This is a genomic window from Streptococcus sp. 45 (assembly GCF_900108865.1).
Classification (GTDB): Bacteria; Bacillota; Bacilli; order Lactobacillales; family Streptococcaceae; genus Streptococcus; species Streptococcus ruminicola.
In genome coordinates this window covers 187,327-210,610 of record NZ_FNXZ01000001.1, presented here as the reverse complement: position 1 = coordinate 210,610, position 23,284 = coordinate 187,327, and the positions used below count along the sequence as shown (strand labels likewise).

The 23,284-nt window shown below is 37.6% G+C and carries 25 protein-coding genes; 22 read left to right on the top strand and 3 right to left on the bottom strand.

What is annotated here, in order from left to right; genetic code table 11:
• The 5 genes from BMX18_RS01030 to queF all read left to right on the top strand — a co-directional run bounded on the left by BMX18_RS01030 (position 1) and on the right by queF (position 4,382).
• Positions 1-1,770 (top strand): ABC transporter ATP-binding protein, encoded by a 1,770-nt coding sequence (locus BMX18_RS01030; RefSeq protein WP_093814685.1) that lies wholly within the window; start codon positions 1-3, stop codon positions 1,768-1,770.
• Between the two features lie 166 nt (positions 1,771-1,936).
• Positions 1,937-2,590 (top strand): 7-cyano-7-deazaguanine synthase QueC, encoded by a 654-nt coding sequence (gene queC / locus BMX18_RS01025; RefSeq protein ID WP_093814683.1) that lies wholly within the window; start codon positions 1,937-1,939, stop codon positions 2,588-2,590.
• Positions 2,590-3,036, top strand: coding sequence for a 6-carboxytetrahydropterin synthase QueD (gene queD / locus BMX18_RS01020; RefSeq protein WP_093814681.1), 447 nt, complete (start codon positions 2,590-2,592; stop codon positions 3,034-3,036). The genes queC and queD overlap by 1 nt, the downstream gene beginning before the upstream one ends.
• Positions 3,029-3,742: a 7-carboxy-7-deazaguanine synthase QueE gene (gene queE, locus BMX18_RS01015; protein ID WP_093814679.1), complete on the top strand. Its 714-nt coding sequence runs from the start codon at positions 3,029-3,031 to the stop codon at positions 3,740-3,742. Before queD ends, queE begins: the two co-directional genes overlap by 8 nt.
• A gap of 148 nt (positions 3,743-3,890) precedes the next feature.
• A complete protein-coding gene (queF, locus tag BMX18_RS01010; protein WP_093814677.1) occupies positions 3,891-4,382 on the top strand; it encodes a preQ(1) synthase in 492 nt (163 codons plus the stop codon).
• Positions 4,383-4,418: 36 nt separating this feature from the next.
• On the opposite strand, the gene BMX18_RS01005 is transcribed toward queF, so the two are convergent.
• Positions 4,419-4,916: a DUF308 domain-containing protein gene (locus BMX18_RS01005; RefSeq protein WP_039696754.1), complete on the bottom strand. Its 498-nt coding sequence runs from the start codon at positions 4,914-4,916 to the stop codon at positions 4,419-4,421.
• Between the two features lie 237 nt (positions 4,917-5,153).
• On the opposite strand from BMX18_RS01005, the gene gdhA reads away from it, so the two are divergent.
• From gdhA to BMX18_RS00960, 9 genes are all read left to right on the top strand, one after another.
• Positions 5,154-6,503 carry an NADP-specific glutamate dehydrogenase gene (gene gdhA / locus BMX18_RS01000; protein ID WP_039696755.1) on the top strand — a complete coding sequence of 450 codons (1,350 nt, stop codon included), beginning with the start codon at positions 5,154-5,156 and terminating at the stop codon, positions 6,501-6,503.
• 156 nt (positions 6,504-6,659) lie between these two features.
• Complete coding sequence (locus tag BMX18_RS00995) at positions 6,660-7,169, top strand: GNAT family N-acetyltransferase (protein WP_093814675.1); 510 nt, start codon at positions 6,660-6,662, stop codon at positions 7,167-7,169.
• Positions 7,166-7,576, top strand: a complete 411-nt coding sequence (locus BMX18_RS00990) for a peptide deformylase (RefSeq protein WP_093814673.1) — start codon at positions 7,166-7,168, stop codon at positions 7,574-7,576. The genes BMX18_RS00995 and BMX18_RS00990 overlap by 4 nt, the downstream gene beginning before the upstream one ends.
• A 145-nt stretch (positions 7,577-7,721) precedes the next feature.
• Positions 7,722-8,162, top strand: coding sequence for a MarR family winged helix-turn-helix transcriptional regulator (locus tag BMX18_RS00985; protein ID WP_093814671.1), 441 nt, complete (start codon positions 7,722-7,724; stop codon positions 8,160-8,162).
• A 3-nt stretch (positions 8,163-8,165) separates the two neighbouring features.
• Entirely contained in the window at positions 8,166-9,980 is a 1,815-nt protein-coding gene (locus BMX18_RS00980; protein ID WP_074563880.1) for an ABC transporter ATP-binding protein, read from the top strand.
• Positions 9,970-11,742: an ABC transporter ATP-binding protein gene (locus tag BMX18_RS00975; protein ID WP_074563878.1), complete on the top strand. Its 1,773-nt coding sequence runs from the start codon at positions 9,970-9,972 to the stop codon at positions 11,740-11,742. The genes BMX18_RS00980 and BMX18_RS00975 overlap by 11 nt, the downstream gene beginning before the upstream one ends.
• Positions 11,743-11,841: 99 nt before the next feature.
• Entirely contained in the window at positions 11,842-12,474 is a 633-nt protein-coding gene (locus BMX18_RS00970; protein ID WP_093814669.1) for a GTP pyrophosphokinase, read from the top strand.
• A gap of 5 nt (positions 12,475-12,479) precedes the next feature.
• Positions 12,480-13,160 (top strand): response regulator transcription factor, encoded by a 681-nt coding sequence (locus BMX18_RS00965; protein ID WP_074602153.1) that lies wholly within the window; start codon positions 12,480-12,482, stop codon positions 13,158-13,160.
• Positions 13,161-13,168: 8 nt separating this feature from the next.
• Positions 13,169-14,395 carry a sensor histidine kinase gene (locus BMX18_RS00960; RefSeq protein WP_093814667.1) on the top strand — a complete coding sequence of 409 codons (1,227 nt, stop codon included), beginning with the start codon at positions 13,169-13,171 and terminating at the stop codon, positions 14,393-14,395.
• A gap of 44 nt (positions 14,396-14,439) precedes the next feature.
• Here BMX18_RS00960 and BMX18_RS00955 read toward each other — a convergent pair whose 3' ends face one another.
• Entirely contained in the window at positions 14,440-15,285 is an 846-nt protein-coding gene (locus tag BMX18_RS00955; protein WP_093814665.1) for an aldo/keto reductase, read from the bottom strand.
• A gap of 65 nt (positions 15,286-15,350) precedes the next feature.
• Positions 15,351-16,265, bottom strand: coding sequence for a LysR family transcriptional regulator (locus BMX18_RS00950; protein WP_074626696.1), 915 nt, complete (start codon positions 16,263-16,265; stop codon positions 15,351-15,353).
• A 580-nt stretch (positions 16,266-16,845) separates the two neighbouring features.
• Between BMX18_RS00950 and BMX18_RS00940 the strand changes: the two genes are divergently transcribed.
• The 8 genes from BMX18_RS00940 (at position 16,846) to BMX18_RS00905 (ending at position 23,273) form a co-directional block, all read left to right on the top strand.
• Complete coding sequence (locus BMX18_RS00940; RefSeq protein ID WP_093814663.1) at positions 16,846-17,871, top strand: uroporphyrinogen decarboxylase family protein; 1,026 nt, start codon at positions 16,846-16,848, stop codon at positions 17,869-17,871.
• Positions 17,872-17,931: 60 nt separating this feature from the next.
• Positions 17,932-18,810 (top strand): transporter substrate-binding domain-containing protein, encoded by an 879-nt coding sequence (locus BMX18_RS00935; protein WP_093814661.1) that lies wholly within the window; start codon positions 17,932-17,934, stop codon positions 18,808-18,810.
• Between the two features lie 9 nt (positions 18,811-18,819).
• Positions 18,820-19,512 (top strand): amino acid ABC transporter permease, encoded by a 693-nt coding sequence (locus BMX18_RS00930; protein ID WP_093814659.1) that lies wholly within the window; start codon positions 18,820-18,822, stop codon positions 19,510-19,512.
• Between the two features lie 10 nt (positions 19,513-19,522).
• Positions 19,523-20,206 (top strand): amino acid ABC transporter permease, encoded by a 684-nt coding sequence (locus BMX18_RS00925; RefSeq protein ID WP_043878279.1) that lies wholly within the window; start codon positions 19,523-19,525, stop codon positions 20,204-20,206.
• Between the two features lie 15 nt (positions 20,207-20,221).
• Entirely contained in the window at positions 20,222-20,980 is a 759-nt protein-coding gene (locus tag BMX18_RS00920) for an amino acid ABC transporter ATP-binding protein (RefSeq protein WP_093814657.1), read from the top strand.
• A gap of 220 nt (positions 20,981-21,200) precedes the next feature.
• Positions 21,201-21,884, top strand: coding sequence for an amino acid ABC transporter permease (locus tag BMX18_RS00915; RefSeq protein ID WP_093814655.1), 684 nt, complete (start codon positions 21,201-21,203; stop codon positions 21,882-21,884).
• Complete coding sequence (locus tag BMX18_RS00910) at positions 21,844-22,521, top strand: amino acid ABC transporter permease (protein WP_014334857.1); 678 nt, start codon at positions 21,844-21,846, stop codon at positions 22,519-22,521. Before BMX18_RS00915 ends, BMX18_RS00910 begins: the two co-directional genes overlap by 41 nt.
• A 5-nt stretch (positions 22,522-22,526) precedes the next feature.
• Positions 22,527-23,273: an amino acid ABC transporter ATP-binding protein gene (locus BMX18_RS00905; RefSeq protein WP_275938818.1), complete on the top strand. Its 747-nt coding sequence runs from the start codon at positions 22,527-22,529 to the stop codon at positions 23,271-23,273.
• Positions 23,274-23,284 lie beyond the last annotated feature (11 nt).

Here is a 23,284-nt window from a genome sequence, read left to right as displayed (position 1 = left end):
ATGTCAAAACGAAATGTTTTTCTACGTTTATGGGATTATCTCCGACAATATAAAGGTGCACTTTTCTTAGCTGTTTTTCTAAAAATCTTTAGCAGTGTCATGAGTGTACTTGAACCATTTGTGCTTGGTCTTGCTATCACAGAATTGACATCAAATCTTTTGGATATGGCTCATGGTGTGGCTGGAGCGCACATTAATATTTCTTATATTGCCATTATTTTGGTGCTTTACTTTGTCCGCGGTATGGGGTATGAGCTAAGTAGTTATGGTTCAAACTTTTTCATTACCAAAGCGGTGCAAAAGACCATTCATGATTTGCGTCATGATTTAAGTGAAAAAATTAATAAGATTCCAGTTTCTTACTTTGATAGTCAGCAATTTGGTAACGTATTGGGACGTTTTACATCTGATGTCGAAACAGTGTCAAATGCGCTTCAACAAAGTTTCCTTCGTATCATCGAAGCTTTCACAACGATTACTTTAGTTATTTGCATGGTGCTTTATCTTAATTGGCATCTTGCCTTGGTTGTCATTGCCATTATTCCGATTACTTACTTTAGTGCTAAATTTATCTTGGGCAAATCGCAACCTTACTTTAAGGAACAAGCTGATGCTCTTGGGGATATGAATGGTTTTGTTCAAGAAAATCTATCTGGTTTTAATGTCATTAAACTTTATGGACGCGAAGACATTTCTAGCCAAGAGTTCCGTGAGATTACTCAGAATTTACAAGAAGTTGGCTTTAAAGCTAGTTTCATTTCCGGGATTATGATGCCAGTTTTAAGTGCGATTTCGGATATGGCTTACTTAATTATTGCAGTTTTAGGTGCCCTTCAAGTTCTTTCAGGTCAGCTAACTGTTGGTAATATGCAAGCTTTTGTTCAATACGTATGGCAAGTGAGCCAACCGGTTCAAACCATTACCCAATTAGCTAGTGTTCTTCAAAGTGCTAAATCATCACTTGACCGTATTTTTGAAGTTCTTGATGAGCCAGAAGAAGCAGCACAAGTGACTGAAAAACTAGAACATGACTTGTCTGGTCAAGTAACCTTTGAAAACGTGTCTTTCCAATATGTTGCTGATAAACCATTGATTCGTAACTTTAACTTAGAGGTTAAACCGGGTGAAATGGTTGCCATTGTTGGTCCAACGGGTGCTGGTAAGACAACGCTGATTAATCTCTTGATGCGATTTTACGATGTAACGGATGGTTGCATTAAGGTCGATGGTCACGACATTCGTAACTTGTCACGCCAAGATTATCGTAAACAATTCGGAATGGTATTGCAGGATGCTTGGCTTTATGAAGCAAGTATCAAAGAAAACCTTCGTTTTGGGAATTTGGATGCGACAGATGAGGAAATTGTAGCAGCAGCTAAAGCCGCTAACGTCGATCACTTTATCCGCACGCTTCCAGGTGGTTACAACATGGAAATGAACCAAGAATCAAGTAATGTCTCACTTGGTCAAAAACAACTCTTGACCATTGCGCGTGCTTTGCTTGCTGATCCTAAAATCTTGATCTTGGATGAAGCAACATCATCCGTTGATACGCGTCTAGAACTCTTGATTCAAAAGGCTATGGAGAAATTGATGGAAGGACGTACAAGCTTTGTGATTGCGCACCGCTTGTCAACCATTCAAGATGCTGATAAAATCTTGGTGCTTAACAATGGTCAGATTGTTGAGCAAGGAAACCATGAAAGCCTTCTAGCCGCTAAAGGTTTCTATTACGATTTATACAATAGTCAATTTGCTAAAAACAATTAAGCATTGAATATCTTTCATAAAGATGATATGATTATTAGGTAATAATAACGATGTTTGGGAAAAGCCATCGCTAAAAAAAACCAGCCTAATGACTGAAATTAGCGCCCCTGTGGATTCCCATAGGGGCTTTTTCTTTGCCCAGATATCTTAGAAAAGAGATATTGAAATGAAACGTCAATCAGCTCTTGTCGTCTTTAGTGGCGGACAAGATTCTACAACTTGCCTATTTTGGGCTTTAAAGCATTATGAACATGTCGAAACAGTGACTTTTAATTATGGTCAACGTCATAGTCTTGAAATCGACGTTGCCAAACACATTGCTGCTGAGCAAGGTGTTAAAAATCACTTGCTTGATATGTCATTGCTTGGGCAATTAACTGAAAATGCATTGACACGTGATATTGAGATTGAAAATCCAGACGATGATGTGCCAAATACTTTTGTTGATGGAAGAAATCATTTGTTCTTATCATTTGCTGCAGTGCTTGCTAAAAAACTTGGAATTACTGACATTATCACTGGGGTTTGTGAAACTGACTTTTCTGGATACCCTGATTGTCGCGATGCCTTTGTCAAATCACTTAATGTGACTTTGAACCTTGCCATGGATTATAACTTTGTTATTCAAACGCCTCTCATGTGGCTTGATAAATCAGAAACTTGGGAATTAGCTGATAAACTTGGAAAATTTGACTACGTCCGTGAAAATACTTTGACATGTTATAACGGCATCAAAGGAAGCGGATGTGGGGAATGTCCATCATGCAAACTTCGTCAAGCAGGTCTTGAAAAATACTTGGCAAGAAGAGGTAAGGCTTAATGTTTTTGGCACCAAAGGAAATTAAAGAACCAACCGGTGAATCACTGGTCTATTGTCCACGTCGTGTCATGGTTTCAAAGGAATTCACTTTTGATGCAGCACATCATTTGTTTAATTATGATGGTAAGTGCAAGGCACTTCACGGACACACCTATCGATTGCAAATTGCTGTTTCAGGTTTGCTTGATGAACGTGGCATGTCAGTTGATTTTGGGGATATTAAGCAGATTTATAAAGAACATTTGGAGCCGCATTTGGACCATCGCTACCTTAATGAAAGTTTGCCTTATATGAATACAACGGCTGAAAATATGGTTTATTGGATTTTTGAGCAGGTAGCGAAGCATTTGCCAAAAAAACGTCAAATCAGAGTAGAATATGTCCGTTTGTACGAGACACCAAGTTCTTTTGCTGAGTTCAGAAGGGAGTGGCTTTTAGATGACTAAACGACCACTAATGATTCCTGTGCTTGAAATTTTCGGACCAACCTTTCAAGGAGAAGGACGAGCGATTGGTCAAAAGACAATGTTTGTCAGAACGGCTGGGTGTGATTATCACTGCGCTTGGTGTGATTCAGCCTTTACCTGGGATGGTTCGGAAAAACCAAAACGTATGACCGCTGATGAAATTATTGCAGAGTTAGATAAGTTGGGAGCTTATGACTATGTGACTTTGTCAGGTGGTAATCCCTGTCTTTTAGGAGCTAACATGGGGGAATTGGTTGCTAAGTTAAAGGCGCGTGGTGTGACACTGGGCATTGAGACGCAAGGGTCTCGTTGGCAAACTTGGTTAAAAGACATCGACCAAGTCACTCTGAGTCCAAAACCACCATCAAGTCAGATGACTGTGAATTTTGAAACGCTTGATTTTATTGTGTCTCAGTTGGATAAAGACCAAGTCACTTTTAAAATTCCTGTATTTGGCGATGATGACTTAGCGTTTGCTAAAATGATTCAAAAACGTTATCAGCCTGATGTTTTGTATTTATCGGCTGGAAATCCTGAACCACATGCTTCTGGAAATATTGTAGAAGCACAGCTTAATCGTTTGCGTCAGCTTTGGGAAACAGTGGCAGCCGATTCAGAATGGAAAAGTGTGCGAGTTTTGCCACAACTGCACACATTACTTTATGACAATAAACGTGGCGTTTAAAATGGAGATTTAAATGAATAAAGCGCAGCTTAGTTGCTTGCGCTGATTTGGGGAGAGCACTATAACCGATTCAAGTGACAAAGCGGACAGCCTTTGTCACAATTACACTGATATTTGATAATAAAATGGAATTAAAAAGGAGATTTTAATGACAAGAACAGATGAAATGAAAGATTTGACCCTGCTGGGAAATCAAAATACCAAGTATAAGTATGACTATGATCCAAGTATTCTTGAATCATTTGATAACCGTCATATCGATAATGATTACTTTATTAAATTCAATTGTCCTGAGTTTACCTCACTATGTCCGATTACAGGTCAGCCAGATTTTGCAACGATTTATCTCTCATATATTCCTGATAAACTGTGTGTCGAATCAAAATCATTGAAACTTTATCTATTTAGCTATCGTAATCATGGTGATTTCCATGAAAATTGTATCAATACCATTGGTAAAGACTTGATTGATTTACTTCAACCGCGTTATCTTGAGGTTTGGGGAAAATTCACTCCACGTGGTGGCTTGTCAATTGATCCGTATTTTAACTACGGAAAACCTGGTACCAAGTATGAAAAAATGGCAGATTATCGTTTGATGAACCATGACTTGTATCCTGAAACCATTGATAATCGTTAAAAAATAACCCTCGGATTTTTCCGAGGGTTTTGTTGATTATAATTTAAATGAAAAACTAATACCGGAAACGCCGACAGCCATTAGAAGAAGACCAGCCAAACGACCGACAAAGATAGCTGACAAAGTTGGATTAAATAGGAGGAATAATCCAAGAAGAATGGCGAGAACTGCTGAACTTAAGAAACGGTTAGCATCAAAGAAGCCAGCTTTTTTCATTTGAAAACCACCAATCAAACGTAAAATACCACTAATTAAAATCCAATAAGCGGCAATGGTCATGACTGCACTTGATAGAGACATGACTGAGCTAGATAGCAGGATAATCCCAAAAACAATGGATAATATACCTTGTAGCAAGTACCAAAGCGAACGATTAACGCTACTTGAATACATAAAGAGACTTGTGAATCCAGACAAGAAAATAATAATGGCGATAATCCAACCAATCATGGCTGTTGTTGTGAAGGGATGAATAAAGAGAAAAAGTCCGATAAGTAGGGCAATAATCCCTGACCAAAGTGATAAACCTTTCATAATGCTACCTCCTATATTGTCACCTTAATCATACCACAAATCACGAAAAAAAGATTGTTAGAAGCTATGGTATAGAGAGTTGGGGGAAAAAACAAGTGATATAGGATGTAATATTTTATAACATCAAAATGGAAAAATTTTCAAAAAGTTACAGTAAATGCTTGACAGAAATATTCAGAAAATTTATAATATTTAATGTAATACAAAATTACAATCTCGTTTATGGAGGACATATATATGACAACAGGTAAAGAGTATGTAGCTGGCGTCTTTGAAAAGGTAAAAGCTCTTAATGCTCATGAGCCCGAATTTCTACAAGCTGTAGAAGAAGTGTTTGAATCACTGGTTCCAGTGTTTGATAAATATCCTAAATACGTTGAAGAAAATCTTCTTGAACGTTTGGTAGAACCTGAACGCATCGTTTCATTCCGTGTTCCTTGGGTTGACGACAAAGGTCAAGTTCAAGTGAACCGTGGTTTCCGTGTTCAGTTCTCATCTGCGATTGGTCCTTACAAAGGTGGTCTTCGTTTCCACCCATCAGTAAACCAATCAATCATCAAATTCCTTGGATTTGAACAAATCTTTAAAAACTCACTTACTGGTCAACCAATTGGTGGTGGTAAAGGTGGTTCTAACTTTGATCCTAAAGGTAAATCAGATAACGAAATCATGCGTTTCTGTCAAAGCTTTATGACTGAGTTGAGCAAACACATCGGTGCTGACACTGACGTTCCAGCTGGTGATATCGGCGTTGGTGGACGTGAAATTGGTTATCTTTACGGTCAATACAAACGTCTTCGTAATGAATACACAGGAGTTCTTACTGGTAAAGGACTTACTTACGGTGGTTCTCTTGCACGTACAGAAGCAACTGGTTACGGTGCTGTTTACTTTGCTGAACAAATGCTTAAAGCTCGCGGTGAAGACTTCGCTGGCAAAGTTGCTCTTGTATCAGGTTCAGGTAACGTTGCTATTTACGCAACTGAAAAACTTCAATCACTTGGTGCTAAAGTTGTTGCTGTTTCAGACTCATCAGGTTACGTTTATGACCCAGAAGGTATCGATGTTCCACTTCTTAAACAATTGAAGGAAGTTGAACGTGCTCGTATCGTGAAATACGCTGAAGCTCGTCCAAGTGCAACTTTCACACCTGCTAACGAAGGGACTATCTGGTCAATCAAAGCAGACCTTGCTTTCCCATGTGCTACACAAAATGAAATCAATGCTGAACAAGCTAAAATGCTTGTTGACAATGGTGTCATTGCTGTTACTGAGGGTGCAAACATGCCTTCAACATTGGAAGCTATCGAAGTCTTCCAAAAAGCTGGTGTTTCATTTGGTCCTGCCAAAGCAGCCAACGCTGGTGGTGTAGCTGTTTCAGCCCTTGAAATGGCACAAAATAGCCAACGTACACCTTGGACTTTCGAAGAAGTAGATGCCAAACTTTACAACATCATGAAAGGCATTTACGAAAATGCAGCAGCTGCAGCCAAAGAATTTGATGCAGAAGGTAACCTTGTTGTTGGTGCCAATATTGCTGGATTCCTTAAAGTTGCTGAAGCAATGTCAGCACAAGGTATTGTTTAACATATTACCTTAGAACCGTATAGACGGATTCAACAAGCCATTTTGTCTTAAATTAATTCTCTAATATCAAATAACCGAATCGAGCTCACTTAGGTGGGCTCTTTTGGTTGCTTGAAAAATTTGCTATAATATTTCTATCGAAAGAGAGGTCTTCTTATGATTGAAGTGAGAGAAGTAACTGTTAAAGATGCTAAAAATTTGCTTGAATTTTGTAATCAGGTTGGTTCAGAGACAGATAATCTTTCTTATGGCAGTGAAGGGATGGGACTTTCTGTTGCTGAGGAAGAGAAAATCTTAGCAAAATTTCAAAATGACAAGATGTCATATTTTTTATTAGCAGAAGAAAACGGTCAAATTGTTGGAAGTTGTAATTGTAGAAGTTTTCGAAAAAAACGTTTGTCACACCGTGCAGAAATTGGAATTGCAGTTAAAAAAGCCTATTGGAATAAAGGCATTGGGCGTAAACTCTTAACACGCTTAATCGATCTTAGTCGACAATCAGGTCTTAAAATTCTCTCACTTGAGGTTCGTACAGATAATAAGGGAGCTATTCACCTCTATGAAAGTTTAGGTTTTCGTAGGATTGGAACCTTTGAAGGCTTTATGGAAATTGATGGCAAGTCTATCGATTTTGACATTATGGAATTATTTTTGGAGAAATCATGATTAAAGAGATTGTAAAAGATACTTTTTTCTTGGCGCAAAAGTCGCAAGAAGCTACAAAAGAGGATTTGTATTTAGCCCAAGATTTGCAGGATACCTTAAATGCGAATCGATCTAACTGCATTGGAATGGCAGCGAATATGATTGGTGTTAAAAAACGCGTGATTATTGTCAATATGGGCTTGGCAGATTTGGTGATGTTTAATCCAGTTATGACGAACAAATCTCTTCCTTTTGACACTGAAGAGTCATGTCTATCACTTCTAGGGTCTCGTCCAACACGACGTTACCAAAAAATCGATGTCACTTTTATGGACAAGAATTGGAATAAACAAAGCCTAACATTAACTGGTTTAGCAGCACAAATCTGCCAGCATGAGTTAGATCATTTAGAAGGAATTATTATCTAAGAAAAGTTGTTAATGCAGCTTTTCTTTTTTTATTGGTCAAAAAAATAATTTCCATGAGAACTTTTTTCTTGACATTAGTTCTCATAAGAACTACAATGTATTTTACAAGAATAAATCTTGAAAAATTTCAGAAAGTGAGGAAAAAATGCGAGACAAAGATCCCTTTTCACAATTTAGATACTTTATTAATTTGATGGAGAATCGGGTACATGAACTCGGTGAGCAGCACGGTGTCGAAAATCTTGCTGGTCCGCAGGGCTTTGCAGTGCTTTATTTACGTGAAAATGAAGACAAGGAAGTTTTCATCAAAGATATTGAGCGTAAACTGAAGATTTCAAAATCTGTGACTAGTAATTTGATTAAACGAATGGAAAAAAATGGCTTTATTGAGGTTGTGCCTTCTGAGGTTGACAAGCGTTATAAGCGTGTGGTCTTAACAGAACTTGGTAAAGCAAAATCCAAAGACATCGATGCTTTTCATGTTGCCATTCATAAGCAAATTTTTGATGGTATTAGCCGTGAAGAACTAGAGATTTCTAGTCGTGTCTTTGATCGCATTTTGAAAAACTTAGAAAACAAGGAGTAACGCATGTTAAAAATTTTTAAACGTTTAACGGCAAAAGAAATCATCATGATGATTATCGCCGTCTTATTTGTGTGTTTGAATGTTTTCTTGGATTTGAAAATTCCAGATTACATGTCTGACATCACATCCTTGCTCTCGACTCAAGGAACAAAAGCAAAAGATATTTTTGCTTGGAATCTAGATGCCCCAGGTATGCGTATGGTCTTGCTTTCTTTAGGAAGTTTTGCAGCCTCTGTAGTTGTCGGATTCTTAGCCGCACGCATCGCAGCAAGTTTCAGTACGCGTTTGCGTGATGATATTTTCCATAGTGTTTTGGACTTTTCAGATGCGGAAATCAAGAAATTTTCAATTCCAAGTCTTTTGACACGTACAACAAATGACATTACTCAAATTCAGTTGGTCTTTACCATGGGACTTCAAGTTATTACCAAAGGACCAATTATGGCAATCTGGGCAATCACGAAGATTGCTGATAAAAACCATGAGTGGTTGATGGTACTGGTTGTAGCAGTGGCTGTCATGATTTTGATGTTGATTTTCTTGCTCATGATGGTAATGCCAAAACAACGCATGATTCAAAAATTAACCGATAAATTGAACAGTATCACGCGTGAATCATTGACCGGTATCCGTGTTGTTCGTGCTTACAATGCCGAAAGTTATCAAGATGGTAAATTTGCTAAAGCTAATGATAACGTGACAAACTTTAACCTCTTTATCAACCGTTCAATGGCTTTGATGTCGCCAGTCATGACAAGTATTTCAAGTGGAATGACTTTGGCCATTTATTGGATCGGTGCCTTCTTGATTGAGGATATTGCTATTCCAAAAGATCCAACTAAAATCGCTGGTGCTATGCAAGATAAAGTTAATATCTTCTCAGATATGGTGGTTTATTCATCATATGCCATGCAGGTGGTCATTGGATTTATGATGATGATTATTGTCTTCTTCATTCTTCCCCGTGCAGTTGTTGCTGCTGGTCGTATCAATGAAGTTTTAGATACAAAACCATCAGTACTTTATCCAGAAGAAAGTAAAGTTCAACCAGCCGAAAAAGGTTCTGTAGAATTTGATGATGTGTCTTTCCGCTATAGCGATCACTCAGAAGCTGTTTTGGAACATGTTTCCTTTAAAGCTAAAGCAGGTGATACGGTTGCCTTTATCGGATCAACAGGTTCTGGTAAATCTACTCTAGTTAATTTGATTCCTCGTTTTTATGATGCAAGTGAAGGAACAATCAAAGTTGACGGTGTTGACGTTCGTGATTACGATCATGACACCCTTCACAAGATTGTTGGTTACATTCCACAAAAAGCTGTGCTCTTTAGTGGAGACATTGCTTCAAATATGGACATGGGTGACAGCAATAGTTCACCGCTTGATGATGACAAGATGTGGGAAGCACTTGATTTGGCACAAGGTAAAGACTTCGTTGAAAGTAAAGAAGGTCAATTGAAAGCCCAAGTCTCTCAAGGTGGTCAAAACTTCTCAGGTGGTCAAAAACAACGCTTAGCGATTGCGCGTGCACTTGCCCGTAAACCGGAAATTATCATCTTTGATGATTCATTCTCAGCGCTTGATTATAAGACTGACCGAATCCTTCGTTCTCAATTGAAAGAACGTACAGCTGATATGACTAAGTTGATTGTTGCTCAACGTATTTCAACAATCATGGATGCCGATCAAATCTTAGTCTTGGATGAAGGAAAAGTAGTTGGTCAAGGTACTCACGAAGAATTGCTTGCAAATAATGAAGTTTATCGTGAAATTGCCTACTCACAATTATCTAAGGAGGAATTAGAAAATGGAAAATAAGAAAAAAGTATCCTTCTATGGCAGAATGAAGCCATACATTAAAGGTTTCCAATTTCCATTTATCCTTGCGGTAATTGGAGCCATTATCTCAGCGACTGTTACTGTTATCGGTCCTGATAAATTAAAAGAAATTACAAATACCATTATGAAAGGCTTGACACCAACTAAAATGGGGACTATCCCTGGTGTTGACCTAGATAAGGTTGGACAAATTGCTTTAACCCTTGCCATTTTATATGTGATTTCTGCAGTTGTTGGTTACATTCAAAACTTTACAGTAGCTACCATCGTTCAACGTTTCTCTCAACGTTTGCGTGCAGCTATCCAAGTTAAAATTGACCGTGTGCCGCTAAATTATTTTGACAGTCATTCACAAGGGGATACCCTTTCTCGTGTAACAAATGACGTGGATTTGCTTGGTCAATCTCTTAACCAAAGTTTGGGAACATTGGTCACTTCAGTAGTGCTTTTGATTGGTTCGATTTTCATGATGTTCCATTCAAATGTCAGCATGGCGCTAACAGCAATTGGGTCAGTCTTTATCGGCTTCTTGCTAGTTGTTGTGATTATGGGGTCATCTCAACCATTGTTTAAACGCCAACAAAATAACTTGGCAGCAGTCAATGGTTATGTCGAAGAAATTTATTCTGGTCACAATGTGGTGACAAGCTACAACGCATCTGAAGAAACTAGTCAAGCATTTAAAACACTTAACACAAATCTTTACAAATCAATGTGGCAATCACAATTCTTATCTGGTATTATGATGCCGCTCATGATTTTCATTGGTAACTTTGGTTATGTTATGGTCTGTGTGGTCGGTGCCGTTAAAGTGATTAATGGTGATATCACAATGGGTGATGTGGTTGCCTTTATGACTTACGTGCGCATTTTCTCACAACCTCTTTCTCAAATCGCTCAAGCCTTCACACAAATGCAATCAGCAACAGCTGCTATGAGCCGAGTCTTTGAATTTCTTGAAGAAGAGGAAATGGAAGATGAATCACACAAAGAACGTCAATTGTCTGATGTTAAAGGTGAAGTTACCTTTGATAATGTCTTCTTTGGTTATTCTAAAGATAAAACAATCATTCATGATTTCTCTGCAGTTGCAAAACCTGGTCAAAAAGTGGCTATCGTTGGTCCAACGGGTGCTGGTAAGACAACTATTGTTAACTTGCTCATGAAATTCTATGAAATTGATAAAGGACAAATTGCCATTGACGGTGTTGATACTCGATTAATGTCACGTGAAGAAGTTCATGATCAATTCTCAATGGTGCTTCAGGATACTTGGCTCTTTGAAGGAACAATCAAAGAAAACTTGATTTATAACCAAGAAAATATCACTGATGAACAAGTAGTAGCAGCAGCTAAAGCAGTTGGTGTTCACCACTTTATCATGACGCTTCCTGATGGCTATGACACCTATCTTGATGATTCTGTTACTCTTTCAATCGGTCAAAAACAACTCTTGACCATTGCGCGTGCCCTTTTGAAAGATGCTCCGCTTCTTATTCTTGACGAAGCAACATCATCAGTTGATACACGTACAGAAGAGTTGATTCAAAAAGCCATGGATAAATTGATGGAAGGTCGCACATCCTTTGTTATTGCTCATCGCTTGTCAACAATTAAAAATGCTGATTTAATCCTTGTCATGAAAGATGGTAACATCATTGAACAAGGTAGTCATGATGAATTGATGACAGAAGGTGGCTTCTATGCTGACCTTTACAATTCACAATTTGAAGTAGCCTAAAAAAGAGACCTAATGGTCTCTTTTTTGATAGGAAGTTTGATTTATCCTTATTTTAAGATAATTTGCTATAATGACAGTAACATATAGTTAGGAAAAATTATGACAGAATCTATATATGGAAAATACGCTGATTACCTGCCATTGATTTTAGAAGACTTTAGTCAGCGTATTCAAGAAAGAAATGACCTGGTCAAAAAAGAGACGGGTTACAAGTTATTTGAGCATTTGATTTCACGTGTTAAAACACCTGAAAGTATGGTCGAAAAGTGTCAACGAAAAGGTTTTGAAGTCTCAACGGAGTCAGCTCTACGACAAATTCGTGACAGTATCGGTTTACGTATTGTTTGTGGCTTTGTTGATGATATTTACCGTTTGGTAGATGTGATTCATTCTTTTGAAGATTGCAGGATTGTCGTTGAAAAAGACTACATCAAAAATGCCAAACCAAATGGTTATCGTTCTTATCACATGATTGTAGAGGTTGAGACCCCTTATCCTGATTGTCTTGGAAATGAGCAGGGCTCATACTTTATTGAGGTTCAACTTCGTACCATTGCTATGGATTCTTGGGCGAGTTTGGAACATCAGATGAAATACAAGCATGATATTAAAGATCCAAAACGTATTGTAAGGGAGCTAAAACGCTGTGCTGATGAATTAGCATCATGTGATTTGACGATGCAGACCATTCGTAATTTGATCCAAGAAAGTTCTCAAGATGAAGGAGAATAATAACTATGAAAGTACTTATTGCAGAAGACGAAGTTCAGATGAACCGTGTGTTGACAACTGCCCTTACGCATGAAGGCTATGAGGTTGATTCGGTTTTTGATGGGCAAGCAGCGGTTGATAAAGCTAAAGAAAATGCCTATGATGTCATGGTTATGGACATTATGATGCCAAGAAAAACAGGGATTCAAGCTGTACAAGAAATCCGTCAAACAGGTAACCAAGCTCACATCATCATGCTAACAGCCATGGCTGAAATTGATGACCGTGTGACAGGGCTTGATGCAGGAGCGGATGATTATCTTACTAAACCATTTTCGCTAAAAGAATTGCTTGCGCGCCTTCGCTCGATGTCACGTCGAGTGGATACCAACTTTACATCGAATATTTTAAAACTGGGAAGCGTTACTCTAAATGTTGGTGAGCAAGAACTAGCTAGTCAAAATACCATTCGTTTAGCAGGAAAAGAAGCTAAGATGCTTGAGTTTTTTATGTTAAATCCTGGCAAGAAACTCTCAACGGAGCAGCTTTTCAATCACGTCTGGGCAAATGATAAAGACGATCCTGATATTGATGAAGGTTATGTTTTTATTTACGTTTCCTATCTTCGCCAAAAACTTCAATCTGTTGGAGCCAATCTTGTGATTGAAGGAGAAGACATGGGTGATTATGAATTGAAAGAATTATAGGTGGCGCTATGTTTCGTAAACTTCGTCTACGTTTTATTGCTATTGCCTCTTTAGCGATTCTAATTGTGCTGTTTTCTGTTGTTGGGGTTTTGAATTCAGCTCGTCATGTTCAAACTGTTGATGAGATTAATAAAATCTTGACTCTCCTTTCTGATAATGGTGGAAGTTTTCCTAGCATTTCAAAGACAACAAGTGAGCTTGGTGACACTGTATCAGTAGACACTCTTTTTCAATACCGTTATTTTAGTGCTAAAATGGACCACGACGGCAATATCATCTCCTTAAATTCTAGTAATATTTCTGATTTGACGGACCAAGAAGTCAAAGAATTTTTGGAAAGAATCAATCATTCTAAGGATACGAGAGGGGATTTTTCTTACCACCACCACACTTATTCTTACATGGTAGCTGAGACTAGTCGTCGTAGCGATTTAATCGTGGTACTAGATTCGACTAATCAATTTAGAGATAATATGGCTTTGGTGCATTTGTCGATTTGGATGTCAGGGATTAGTTTTATTTTCTTTGTCTTAGTGATTTCAATTGTGTCTGGCAAGGTGATTAAGCCATTTATTCGCAATTATGAGCGGCAACGTCGTTTTATCACCAATGCAGGGCATGAATTGAAGACGCCTCTTGCTATCATTTCAGCTAACAATGAACTGGTTGAGTTGATGAATGGTGAGTCAGAGTGGACTAAAAGCACTAATGATCAAGTGGAACGAATGACTGGTTTGATTAATAGCTTAGTTGCCATGGCACGCTTGGAAGAACAGCCTGAGTTGGTCCTTACTAATGTGAATTTTTCAGATATTGCTAGAGATGCTGCCGAAGACTTTAAAGGGCCAGTTATCAAGGATGGCAAAGAATTCGTTATGGATATTCAGCCAAATATTCATGTTAAGGCTGAAGAAAAATCGTTGTTTGAACTTGTCACACTTTTGGTTGATAATGCTAATAAATATTGTGATCCAGCTGGCAAGGTTTCGGTGACTCTTAGCAAGAACAGATTGTCAAAAGCTAAACTTGAAATTTCTAATACCTACACCAAAGGAAAAGACGTTGATTATACGAAATTCTTTGAGCGTTTTTACCGAGAAGATGAATCGCATAACAACAAGACTTCGGGTTATGGCATTGGTTTATCAATGGCACAAACCATGGTCAAACTTTTCAAGGGCAATATCTCTGTAAATTATAAAGACGATACCATCACATTTGTGGTTAGTTTGTAAATAATGACAAACAAAAAGGCAGCAAATCTTGCTGCCTTAATTTTTTATGCTTTATAACCTGAAAGTCGTTTGACTTGTTCGATGCTTTCATTTGGTCCATAGTTGTTTGGGAAACGGTCGAGTTTTGCGATGGTATCAAGGTCATTTTGGCTGAGTTCAAAATCAAAAACGTTAAAGTTTTGTCTGATACGATCTAGGTGAACAGATTTTGGAATGGTCAAAATATCATTTTGAATTTGCCAGCGAAGAATGACTTGAGCAACGGTTTTACCATATTTTTCAGCAATGCTATTTAAGGTAACATCCTTGAAGATATCATCCTTTCCTTGGTTAAATGGACTCCAAGCTTGTGTTGCTATACCAAATTCTGCATTAGCCTTGCGAAGTAAGTTTTGTTGTTTGTAAGGATGAAGTTCAATCTGGTTGAGGGCTGGAATAATTTCAGTATTTAAGGCAAAATCAGCGATGCGTCCAGTTGAGAAATTGGAAACACCGATTGCTCGAATGCGACCTTCTTTATAAAGGTCAGTCATAGCACGCCAAGCGCCATAAGTATCACCGTATGGTTGGTGAATGAGATAGAGGTCAAGGTAATCAGTACCAAGTTTTTTAAGACTTTCTTCAAAAGCTTTTTTGGTTTCGTCATAGCCAAGCTGATTAATCCAAGCTTTTGTAGTGATGAAAATCTCTTCTCGTTTGGTACCTGAAGCTTTAATGGCATTGCCGACAGCCTCTTCATTACGATAAAGCGCAGCTGTGTCAATCAGGCGATAGCCTACTTCAAGAGCGTTTTCCACGGCTTTTTGACATTCATCTTGGTCAAACATTTGCCAAACACCAAAGCCGAGTTTGGGGATTTGAACACCGTTGTTTAAGGTTTTAAATTCCATAAGCGTCCTCCTTTTTTCTTTATTCTAGCATAAAAGGCTTACAAGCTTAAAAGATAAGACTTGAACTAGAAAAGTTGACTCTTGTCTGAGAATTCTTCTAAGCTGAGTTTGATTTCATTGATGAAACTTGCTCCGATCTCAGAGAGTTTTTTCTTACGATTGGTCACATAACCTAGTGTGTGTTTAGGACTATTTTGCAAAGGTATGAGAACAATCTGGTCTTTGACAAAACTATTAACAATGCCAAGACCTGAAGCGTAAGCGTCTGTTGCACAGAGTAAATTCATGACAGTTCCACGGTCATTGCTGTAGAGAATGCGTTGTTGGTCATGAATATCAAGAGCATCTTCATCAAAATTCAGTCCAGACTGTTCTTGACGAAAGCGTATTTGATTATAGCCTTTTAAGTCTGTTTCTGAAATGACAGATTTGTGAGCCAATGGATGGTCACGGCGTAAAAAGACACGCGTTGGAAATTCGCCAAGTGAGGTAAATTCCAAATCATGATATTGCAAAGCTGATGTTAAAATATGTTCATTCTCATCATCTAGGTAAATAATCCCAAGGTCAGCTTCAAAAGAAGCGACACTGTCCAAGATTTTTTTAGTGGTCGTTTCAATGGTTTGAAATTCCTGATAATCCTGCTTGAATTCTTGGGCGACTTTAGCAAGAGGAATCGAGAGAAAATCATAGTGGTGTGAGGCAACTGTAAAGCTTTTTTTGAATTCGTCATGATAGCGTTGCTGCAGCAAATCCAATTCACCAATGATACGCTTAGCATATTTCAAAAAATCATGACCGTCTTCGGTTAAGCGAGCCCCTGTATTGGAGCGCGTGAAGAGTTGAACACCTAATTCATTTTCTAAGTCTTTGATGGAGCAAGACAAGTTGGGCTGAGTCATGTATAATTCCTTAGCAGCTTGGCTAAATGAGCCTACACGAGCGACGACTTCGACATAACGACATTGTTGGAAATTCATAAAACATCATCCCTTCTTGTAATAATTGTTACTTATTATAGATGAAAAAGATTAAAAAATCAGCAAAATTCTGATAAGAATATCTAAAGCCTTGATAAAAAAATCCTATAGCGGGTGATAAATGACCTTAATCATTACTTGATTTTATGGCTAGCGATAAAAAGAATAGATTTTTCTAAAGTAGCATAAGCTGTTACAATAAGCTTAGAAAGCTACTCGGAGGTGAGGTGTCAATGCTCTTAACAGAAAAGCACTTAAGAAATAGCTCAATTGCTGTTACAATTATTCTTGTCATATCTCTTCTTATTTTTTTAAAATTTTCTTCCTTCAAAGCCTATCAAACTAATAAAGAATCATCTCAAATTCGAAAGGAAGACATTATTCGCATTAATAGTCTAAAGAGTTTGACACATTTACCTTATGAGTAAAAAGAAAGCTGAGAAAAGTTTCTCAGCCTTCTTTTTTTACTTTTTGGTATCATAACTTATTTTTATGGCTGAGCATAAATAAAATAGATTTTTCAAGACTTCTAAAGCGTGATAGTATAATTGCCATACCAAATGAAAAGGAGATTACGCTAATGACAACAAAGAGAGAATGGGTTTTAAAAGCATTTAAAAATGAAACAGTTGACAAAGTTCCAGTCGGATTTTGGTATCATTTCACAAGTGATGATGAACGAAGCGATGGTTTCAATCCTGTTATCTTTAATAAAAACATTGCAGGACACCAAAAATTTATTTCAGACGTCAATCCTGATTTTGTAAAAATCATGAGCGATGGTTTCTTCACTTATCCAAATGATTTCATTCGTGAAGGGATTACCTCAATTAGAGACCTTGAGGGGATTAAGTCTATTGGCGAAAATCATCCTTGGATTAATAAACAAGTTGAACTGGCTAAAAAGATTCGTGAGGATTTCCCTGAAGACATTGCTTCTTTTTATAATATCTTTGCTCCAGCGACTTATCTTAAATGGCATTTGGCTGGTAAAGGTGGCAACGGTGATCACGTTATTGAAGATTTCATCAAAGAAGATGCTGAATTGACAAAACAAGTTTTGGACGTGATTGCTTTTGATATTGGACTTCTGACAAAACGCTTAATTGAAGAAGCTGGGGTTGATGGCATTTATCTCAGTGTTCAGAATTTGCAAGATTCACGTTTGAGTCATGACGAATATGATCATGTGATTAAACCGAGTGAACTCCACATTTTGCATCGTGCTATTTCAGCAGGTGGAACAAATATTCTTCATATCTGCGGTTATGAAGGAGCAACCAATGATATTTCTTACTATACAGATTATCCAGCAGATGTCATTAACTGGGCGGTTGAATTGGAAGGTGTTAGCCTATCAGAAGGACGTCAGTTATTTGGTGGAAAAACGGTTCTCGGTGGTTTTAACAATACAGAGTCGGGTCTTTTGTATAAAGGTAGTAAAGAAGCCATTCAAGCAAGAGTCAAAGAATTGCTTGATGAAACTGGACGTCAAGGTGTAGTCATCGGGGCTGATTGCACGGTACCAAGTGATATTGCGCCAGAACGTATTGCTTGGGTGAAAGAAGCTGTTCTTGATGAGGTTCTTGTCAAAGCAGCCGTTTGATTTTAAGAGTTTTTAGGAATGAAAGAAAAGTTTTAGGTAAAAAGAAAAGGAGTGGGTTATATGAGTAAGAAAAAATGGATTATTTCTGGTGGTGTTATTGTAGCACTTGTTGCAGCGACAGTTGTCGGACGTCAATTAACAGGTAAGACATCAGCAAGTGCAGACAGTTCACAATCGAGTTCTGATAAAGTGACAACCTTACAAGTCGCTCACACGCAAAACTATGTCCCTTATGACTTTGTTAATGATAAAGGGGAAAGTGATGGATTTGAAGTTGCGGTCTTAAAAGCCGTAGATGATAAATTAAAAAATTATAAATTTGAATACACTGGGACAAGTGATGAAGATTTGTTAATCGGACTTGAATCTGGCAAGTACGACATCGGAGTCAAAGGGGCTTGGTACACTGAAGAACGCGCCCAAAAATTTGTTATTCCTGACCAAGCTATCGGAGCTAGTGTGATTGGCTTTGCTGTTCGAAAAGCTGACGAAAACAAATATAAAGATATTGATTCCTTTGCTAAAGCAGGTGGTAAATTAGTTCCAATCTCACCACAAAACGCACAGTATAATGTTATTCAAGAATACAACAAAAAAGCTAAACACCCGATTGAACTCAAAGAATCTGAAAGCTTCTCAGTTGCTGACGCCTATGCTTGGGTTCTTGAAGGTCGTTACGATGCTTACTTCTCAATTAAATTGTCATTTGAAGAAGCCGTCCAAAAAGAAGACGGTGCTTATCATCAATACGCTGACCAATTGACATGGTTCCCATATAAGGGAATTGAAACTTACCCATTGATTCATAAAAATGATACTAATAAAGCATTTGCAAAAGAATACGATAAAGCTATTAAAGAATTGCAAAAAGATGGCACAATCGCAAAACTTTCAGAAAAATACTTTGGAGAAGATGTCTTTAGTTATGTAACAGATTAGGAGGTAGCTATGGTTTCTTATGAACCGTCTCGTGTGATAAGAGTTATTCCAGATATCTTGTCAGCTCTACCTCTTACCTTGTGGGTCTTGGTTGTGACCGTTTTATTAGGAAGTTTATTAGGATTTTTACTAGCTTGGGCACAGGTATCAGCTGAGCATGGCTATTCATCATTTGCTAGAGCTTATGTGTTTACCTTAAGATGTACCCCACCAATTGTTCTTATCTTCCTTGTTTTTTATGGTTTACCTCGTTTTTTAGAATGGTGGTTAGGTATTGATGTTAATGGTTGGTCACGCTCGATATTTGTGATTTTAGCAATGACTTTGCTCTTTGCGGCAAGTATTTCAGAAGTCTTTAAATCTTCGTATTTAGCCTTGCCAAAAGGGCAATTAGAAGCAGGGCTTAGCATTGGATTAAGTGAGCTGCAGACCTTTGTTCGAATTCTTTTGCCACAAGCTTTCAGAATTGCTCTTCCTAACATCACTAGTGCGGTGATTAATTTATTAAAGGATATTGCCCTTGCCTATACGATTGGTTTGGTGGATTTGATGGGTGAAGGCAACCTCATCATTTCTAGAAATATGGGCAATTATTCATTAGAAACTTACACAGCGGTTGCCATTATTTATTGGATTTTAGCACTGATATTATCTGTAGTGACTCATATTGTCGAAAATCAATTGGAAACAAAAGGGGGCTAAGGAGGAGATTATGGATTTTTCTTATATTGTTGAAACATTTGTTAAAGCCCTTGCTGGTATTCCAGTGACGCTAGGCATTATGGTGGTTTCCATTTTGTTGAGCTTTTTCCCAGCTCTTTTCTTGGCAATTGGTCGTATCTATAAGGTAAAAGGTGTAACTACTTTTTCTGTGATATACCTTGCTTTTATCCGCTCTACGCCAGCCATTTTATTAATTTTATTCTTTTATAGTTTATTTCCTAGTTTATTAAACCAATTTTTAAAAGCTCTTGGCATCAATATTTTTGAGTTAAATCCGATTTATTATGCCTATGTTATCTTTGGACTTATGACAACTGGGAGTCTTTCAGAAATTATTCGCTCTGCAATTTTGACGGTTAATAAGGGGCAGTTAGAGGCAGCTCTTGCGATTGGTTTGACGGCAAAGCAAGCTTATCTCAGAATTGTCTTTCCCCAAGCCATTCGTCAGGCATTGCCAAATCTCTGTAATTTGGTGATTAATCTTGTCAAAGGTACCTCTCTTGTTTTTGTGATGACAGTGAAAGATATTACAGCGATTGCGAAAGTGGAGGCTGCTTATGGTTACCATTATTTTGAATCTTATTTTGTTATTTTCATTATCTACATTGTTATATGTGGAGTGATTCAGTACATCTTTAAATTTCTGGAAAAACAAAGCCAACTGGTGGGATAATATGAGGAGAAATTTATGCTAACAGTAAAGAATATTGAAAAATCATTTGGAGATAAGAAAGTTTTAGATGGGATTAGTTTGACGGTTAATCAAGGAGATGTTGTCGTTATTTTGGGACCATCGGGATCAGGAAAAACAACCTTTTTAAGGTCTTTGAATTACTTAGAACATGCTGATTCTGGTGAGTTGGAATTAGATGGAAAAACTTATGATTTAGCTAAAATCAATCGCAAAGATGTGCTAGAGATTCGTAAAAAGACTGCTTTTGTTTTTCAAAATTATAATCTATTTGCTAATAAAACAGCGCTTGAAAATATTTTAGAAGGCTTAGTGATTGCCAGAAAAGTTCCAAAGGAAAAGGCAATTCCCATTGCTGAGAATGCTCTTAAAAAAGTAGGGCTTTTAGATAAAAGAGATTTTTATCCAAGTCAGTTATCAGGTGGTCAGCAGCAACGTATTGGGATTGCGCGTGCTATTGCTGTTAAACCAGAAGTGATTTTATTTGACGAGCCGACTTCGGCACTTGACCCTGAATTAATCGGTGATGTGCTTGATGTCATGAAAGAATTGGCGCAAGAAGGAGTAACCATGGTTGTCGTGACGCATGAAATGAGCTTTGCACGTGATGTCGCAACGCACGTTATTTTTATGGAAGGTGGGCATATCATTGAAGAAGGTGACCCGAAAGAATTCTTTACACGACCAAAAGAAGAACGCACAAAACAATTTTTGACACGGATTATTCCAGAATTAAATATTGACCCAGTGATATAGATGGCTCTTATAAAATTATTGAAAAAGAAAAAGTAAAAAGCTATGTTATGACTGGTTTTATCAACTGAACTAACTACCTAAACAAAAGGAGGCTGATACATTTCAGCTTCTTTTTAAGTGTTGTGCTATAAAAAATACTTATGGCACAGCATAAAATATTTAGAGTACACGACTATAGAAGAATTCTTTATAATACCTTTATAACGTTTGGAGGGATATTATGTTAGATTGGGGCTTTGTTTATGAGAATATTCCCTTGTATCAACAAGCTTTGGTGCTTACGATTCGTTTGGCTCTATTTGGCATCTTGGGAGCGATTATTTTAGGCTTTTTCATTAGTTTGATTAAGTACTACAATGTAGCTATTTTAAGTCAAATTTGCCAGATTTATATTGAATTGTCTCGTAACACGCCGCTTTTGATACAGCTTTATTTTCTCTATTATGGCTTGCCTAAAGTTGGAGTGGTTTTACCATCGGAGCTTTGTGCGATTGTTGGTCTAATCTTTTTAGGTGGTTCTTACATGGCGGAGTCATTTCGTTCAGGATTGGAAGCAGTGTCCAAAAGACAGTATGAAGTTGGTTTGAGCATCGGATTATCACATCTTCAGAATGTTTTTTATGTCATCCTTCCTCAAGCAATCGCAGTTGCACTTCCGTCGTTGGTTGCTAATATCATTTTTCTTGTCAAAGAGACGTCTGTCTTTTCAATTGTTGCACTTGCTGATTTGATGTACATTGCTAAGGATTTGATTGGACTGTATTATGAGACCGATGAGGCGTTGTTAATGTTGGTAGTTGCTTACTTGATTATTCTTTTACCGATTTCACTATTGGCAAGGGTACTAGAAAGGAGGTTGCATCATGCAGGTTTCAGGACTACAGGTGCTGTTTCAGGGAAATAATCTTTTGCGACTCCTTAAAGGACTGTTAGTTACGATTAATATTTCCCTAGTCTCCATTCTTATTTCAGTGGTTTTAGGATTCTTGTTTGGTTTTATAATGATTTCACGCTTTAGAGTGATTCGCTTTATTTCACAAATCTATCTAGAATTTATTCGAATCATGCCACAATTAGTCTTGCTCTTTCTTGTTTATTTTGGTTTAGCTAGAACTTTTAATCTCAATTTATCTGGTGAAGTAGCAGCACTTATTGTCTTTTCAATGTGGGGAACAGCTGAGATGGGAGATCTTGTTCGCGGAGCGTTGACATCTCTACCAAAACACCAAATTGAAAGTGGTCTTGCTCTGGGATTAAACAATAGACAGTTATTCATTTACGTTGTTATGCCACAAATTTTACGACAATTATTACCCCAAGCGGTTAACCTAATGACACGAATGATTAAAACAACGTCATTAATTGTTTTGATTGGTGTTGTCGAAGTGGTAAAAGTTGGTCAAGAGATTATTGAAGCTAATCGTTTGACGGTACCTAGCACCGCAATTTGGATTTATGGCTTAATCTTTATGATGTATTTTGCTGTTTGTTTTCCAATCTCGAGATTGTCAGTTTATTTAGAAAAACGTTGGAAGGAGTGAATCATTTGGCAACAATTTTAGAACTTAAAGATATTGAAAAATCTTATGGCGAGCAAAAGATTCTCAATCAAGTTTCGTTTTCCGTTGAAGAGGGTGAAGTTTTAGTCATTCTAGGTCCGTCAGGTTGTGGAAAATCAACATTACTTCGTTGTATCAATGGCTTGGAACCAATTCAAGCAGGAAGAGTTGAACTTGAAGGCAAGGAAATTTTAAAAGAGTCTAAAAATCTTCCTCTTGTTCGCCAAAAAATTGGCATGGTATTTCAATCCTACGACCTTTTCCCACACTTAACAGTTCTAAAAAATCTTTTATTAGCACCAGTAAAGGTTCAAAAAAGGTCAGTAGAGGAAGTGAAGGGCGAGGCATTAAAACTACTTAAGCGAGTTGGTTTAGAAGGAAAAGAAAAGAGTTATCCTCACGAGTTATCTGGCGGTCAGATGCAAAGGGTTGCTATTGTGAGAAGTTTACTTTTACATCCTGAAGTGCTTCTATTTGATGAAGTTACAGCGTCACTTGACCCTGAAATGGTTAGAGAAGTTTTAGAGTTGATTGGGGAACTTGCACATGAAGGTAGGACAATGATTATTGTGACGCATGAGCTACAGTTTGCAAAAGCGATAGCAGATCGTGTGATTTTTCTTGAAAAGGGACAAATTGTAGAAGAAAGTGATGCTAGATTATTTTTCAGGCAACCAAAAACTCAACGTGCGCGTGATTTCTTGAATGTCTTTGATTTTTCTACAGTTGGTTAAATAGGTAATAA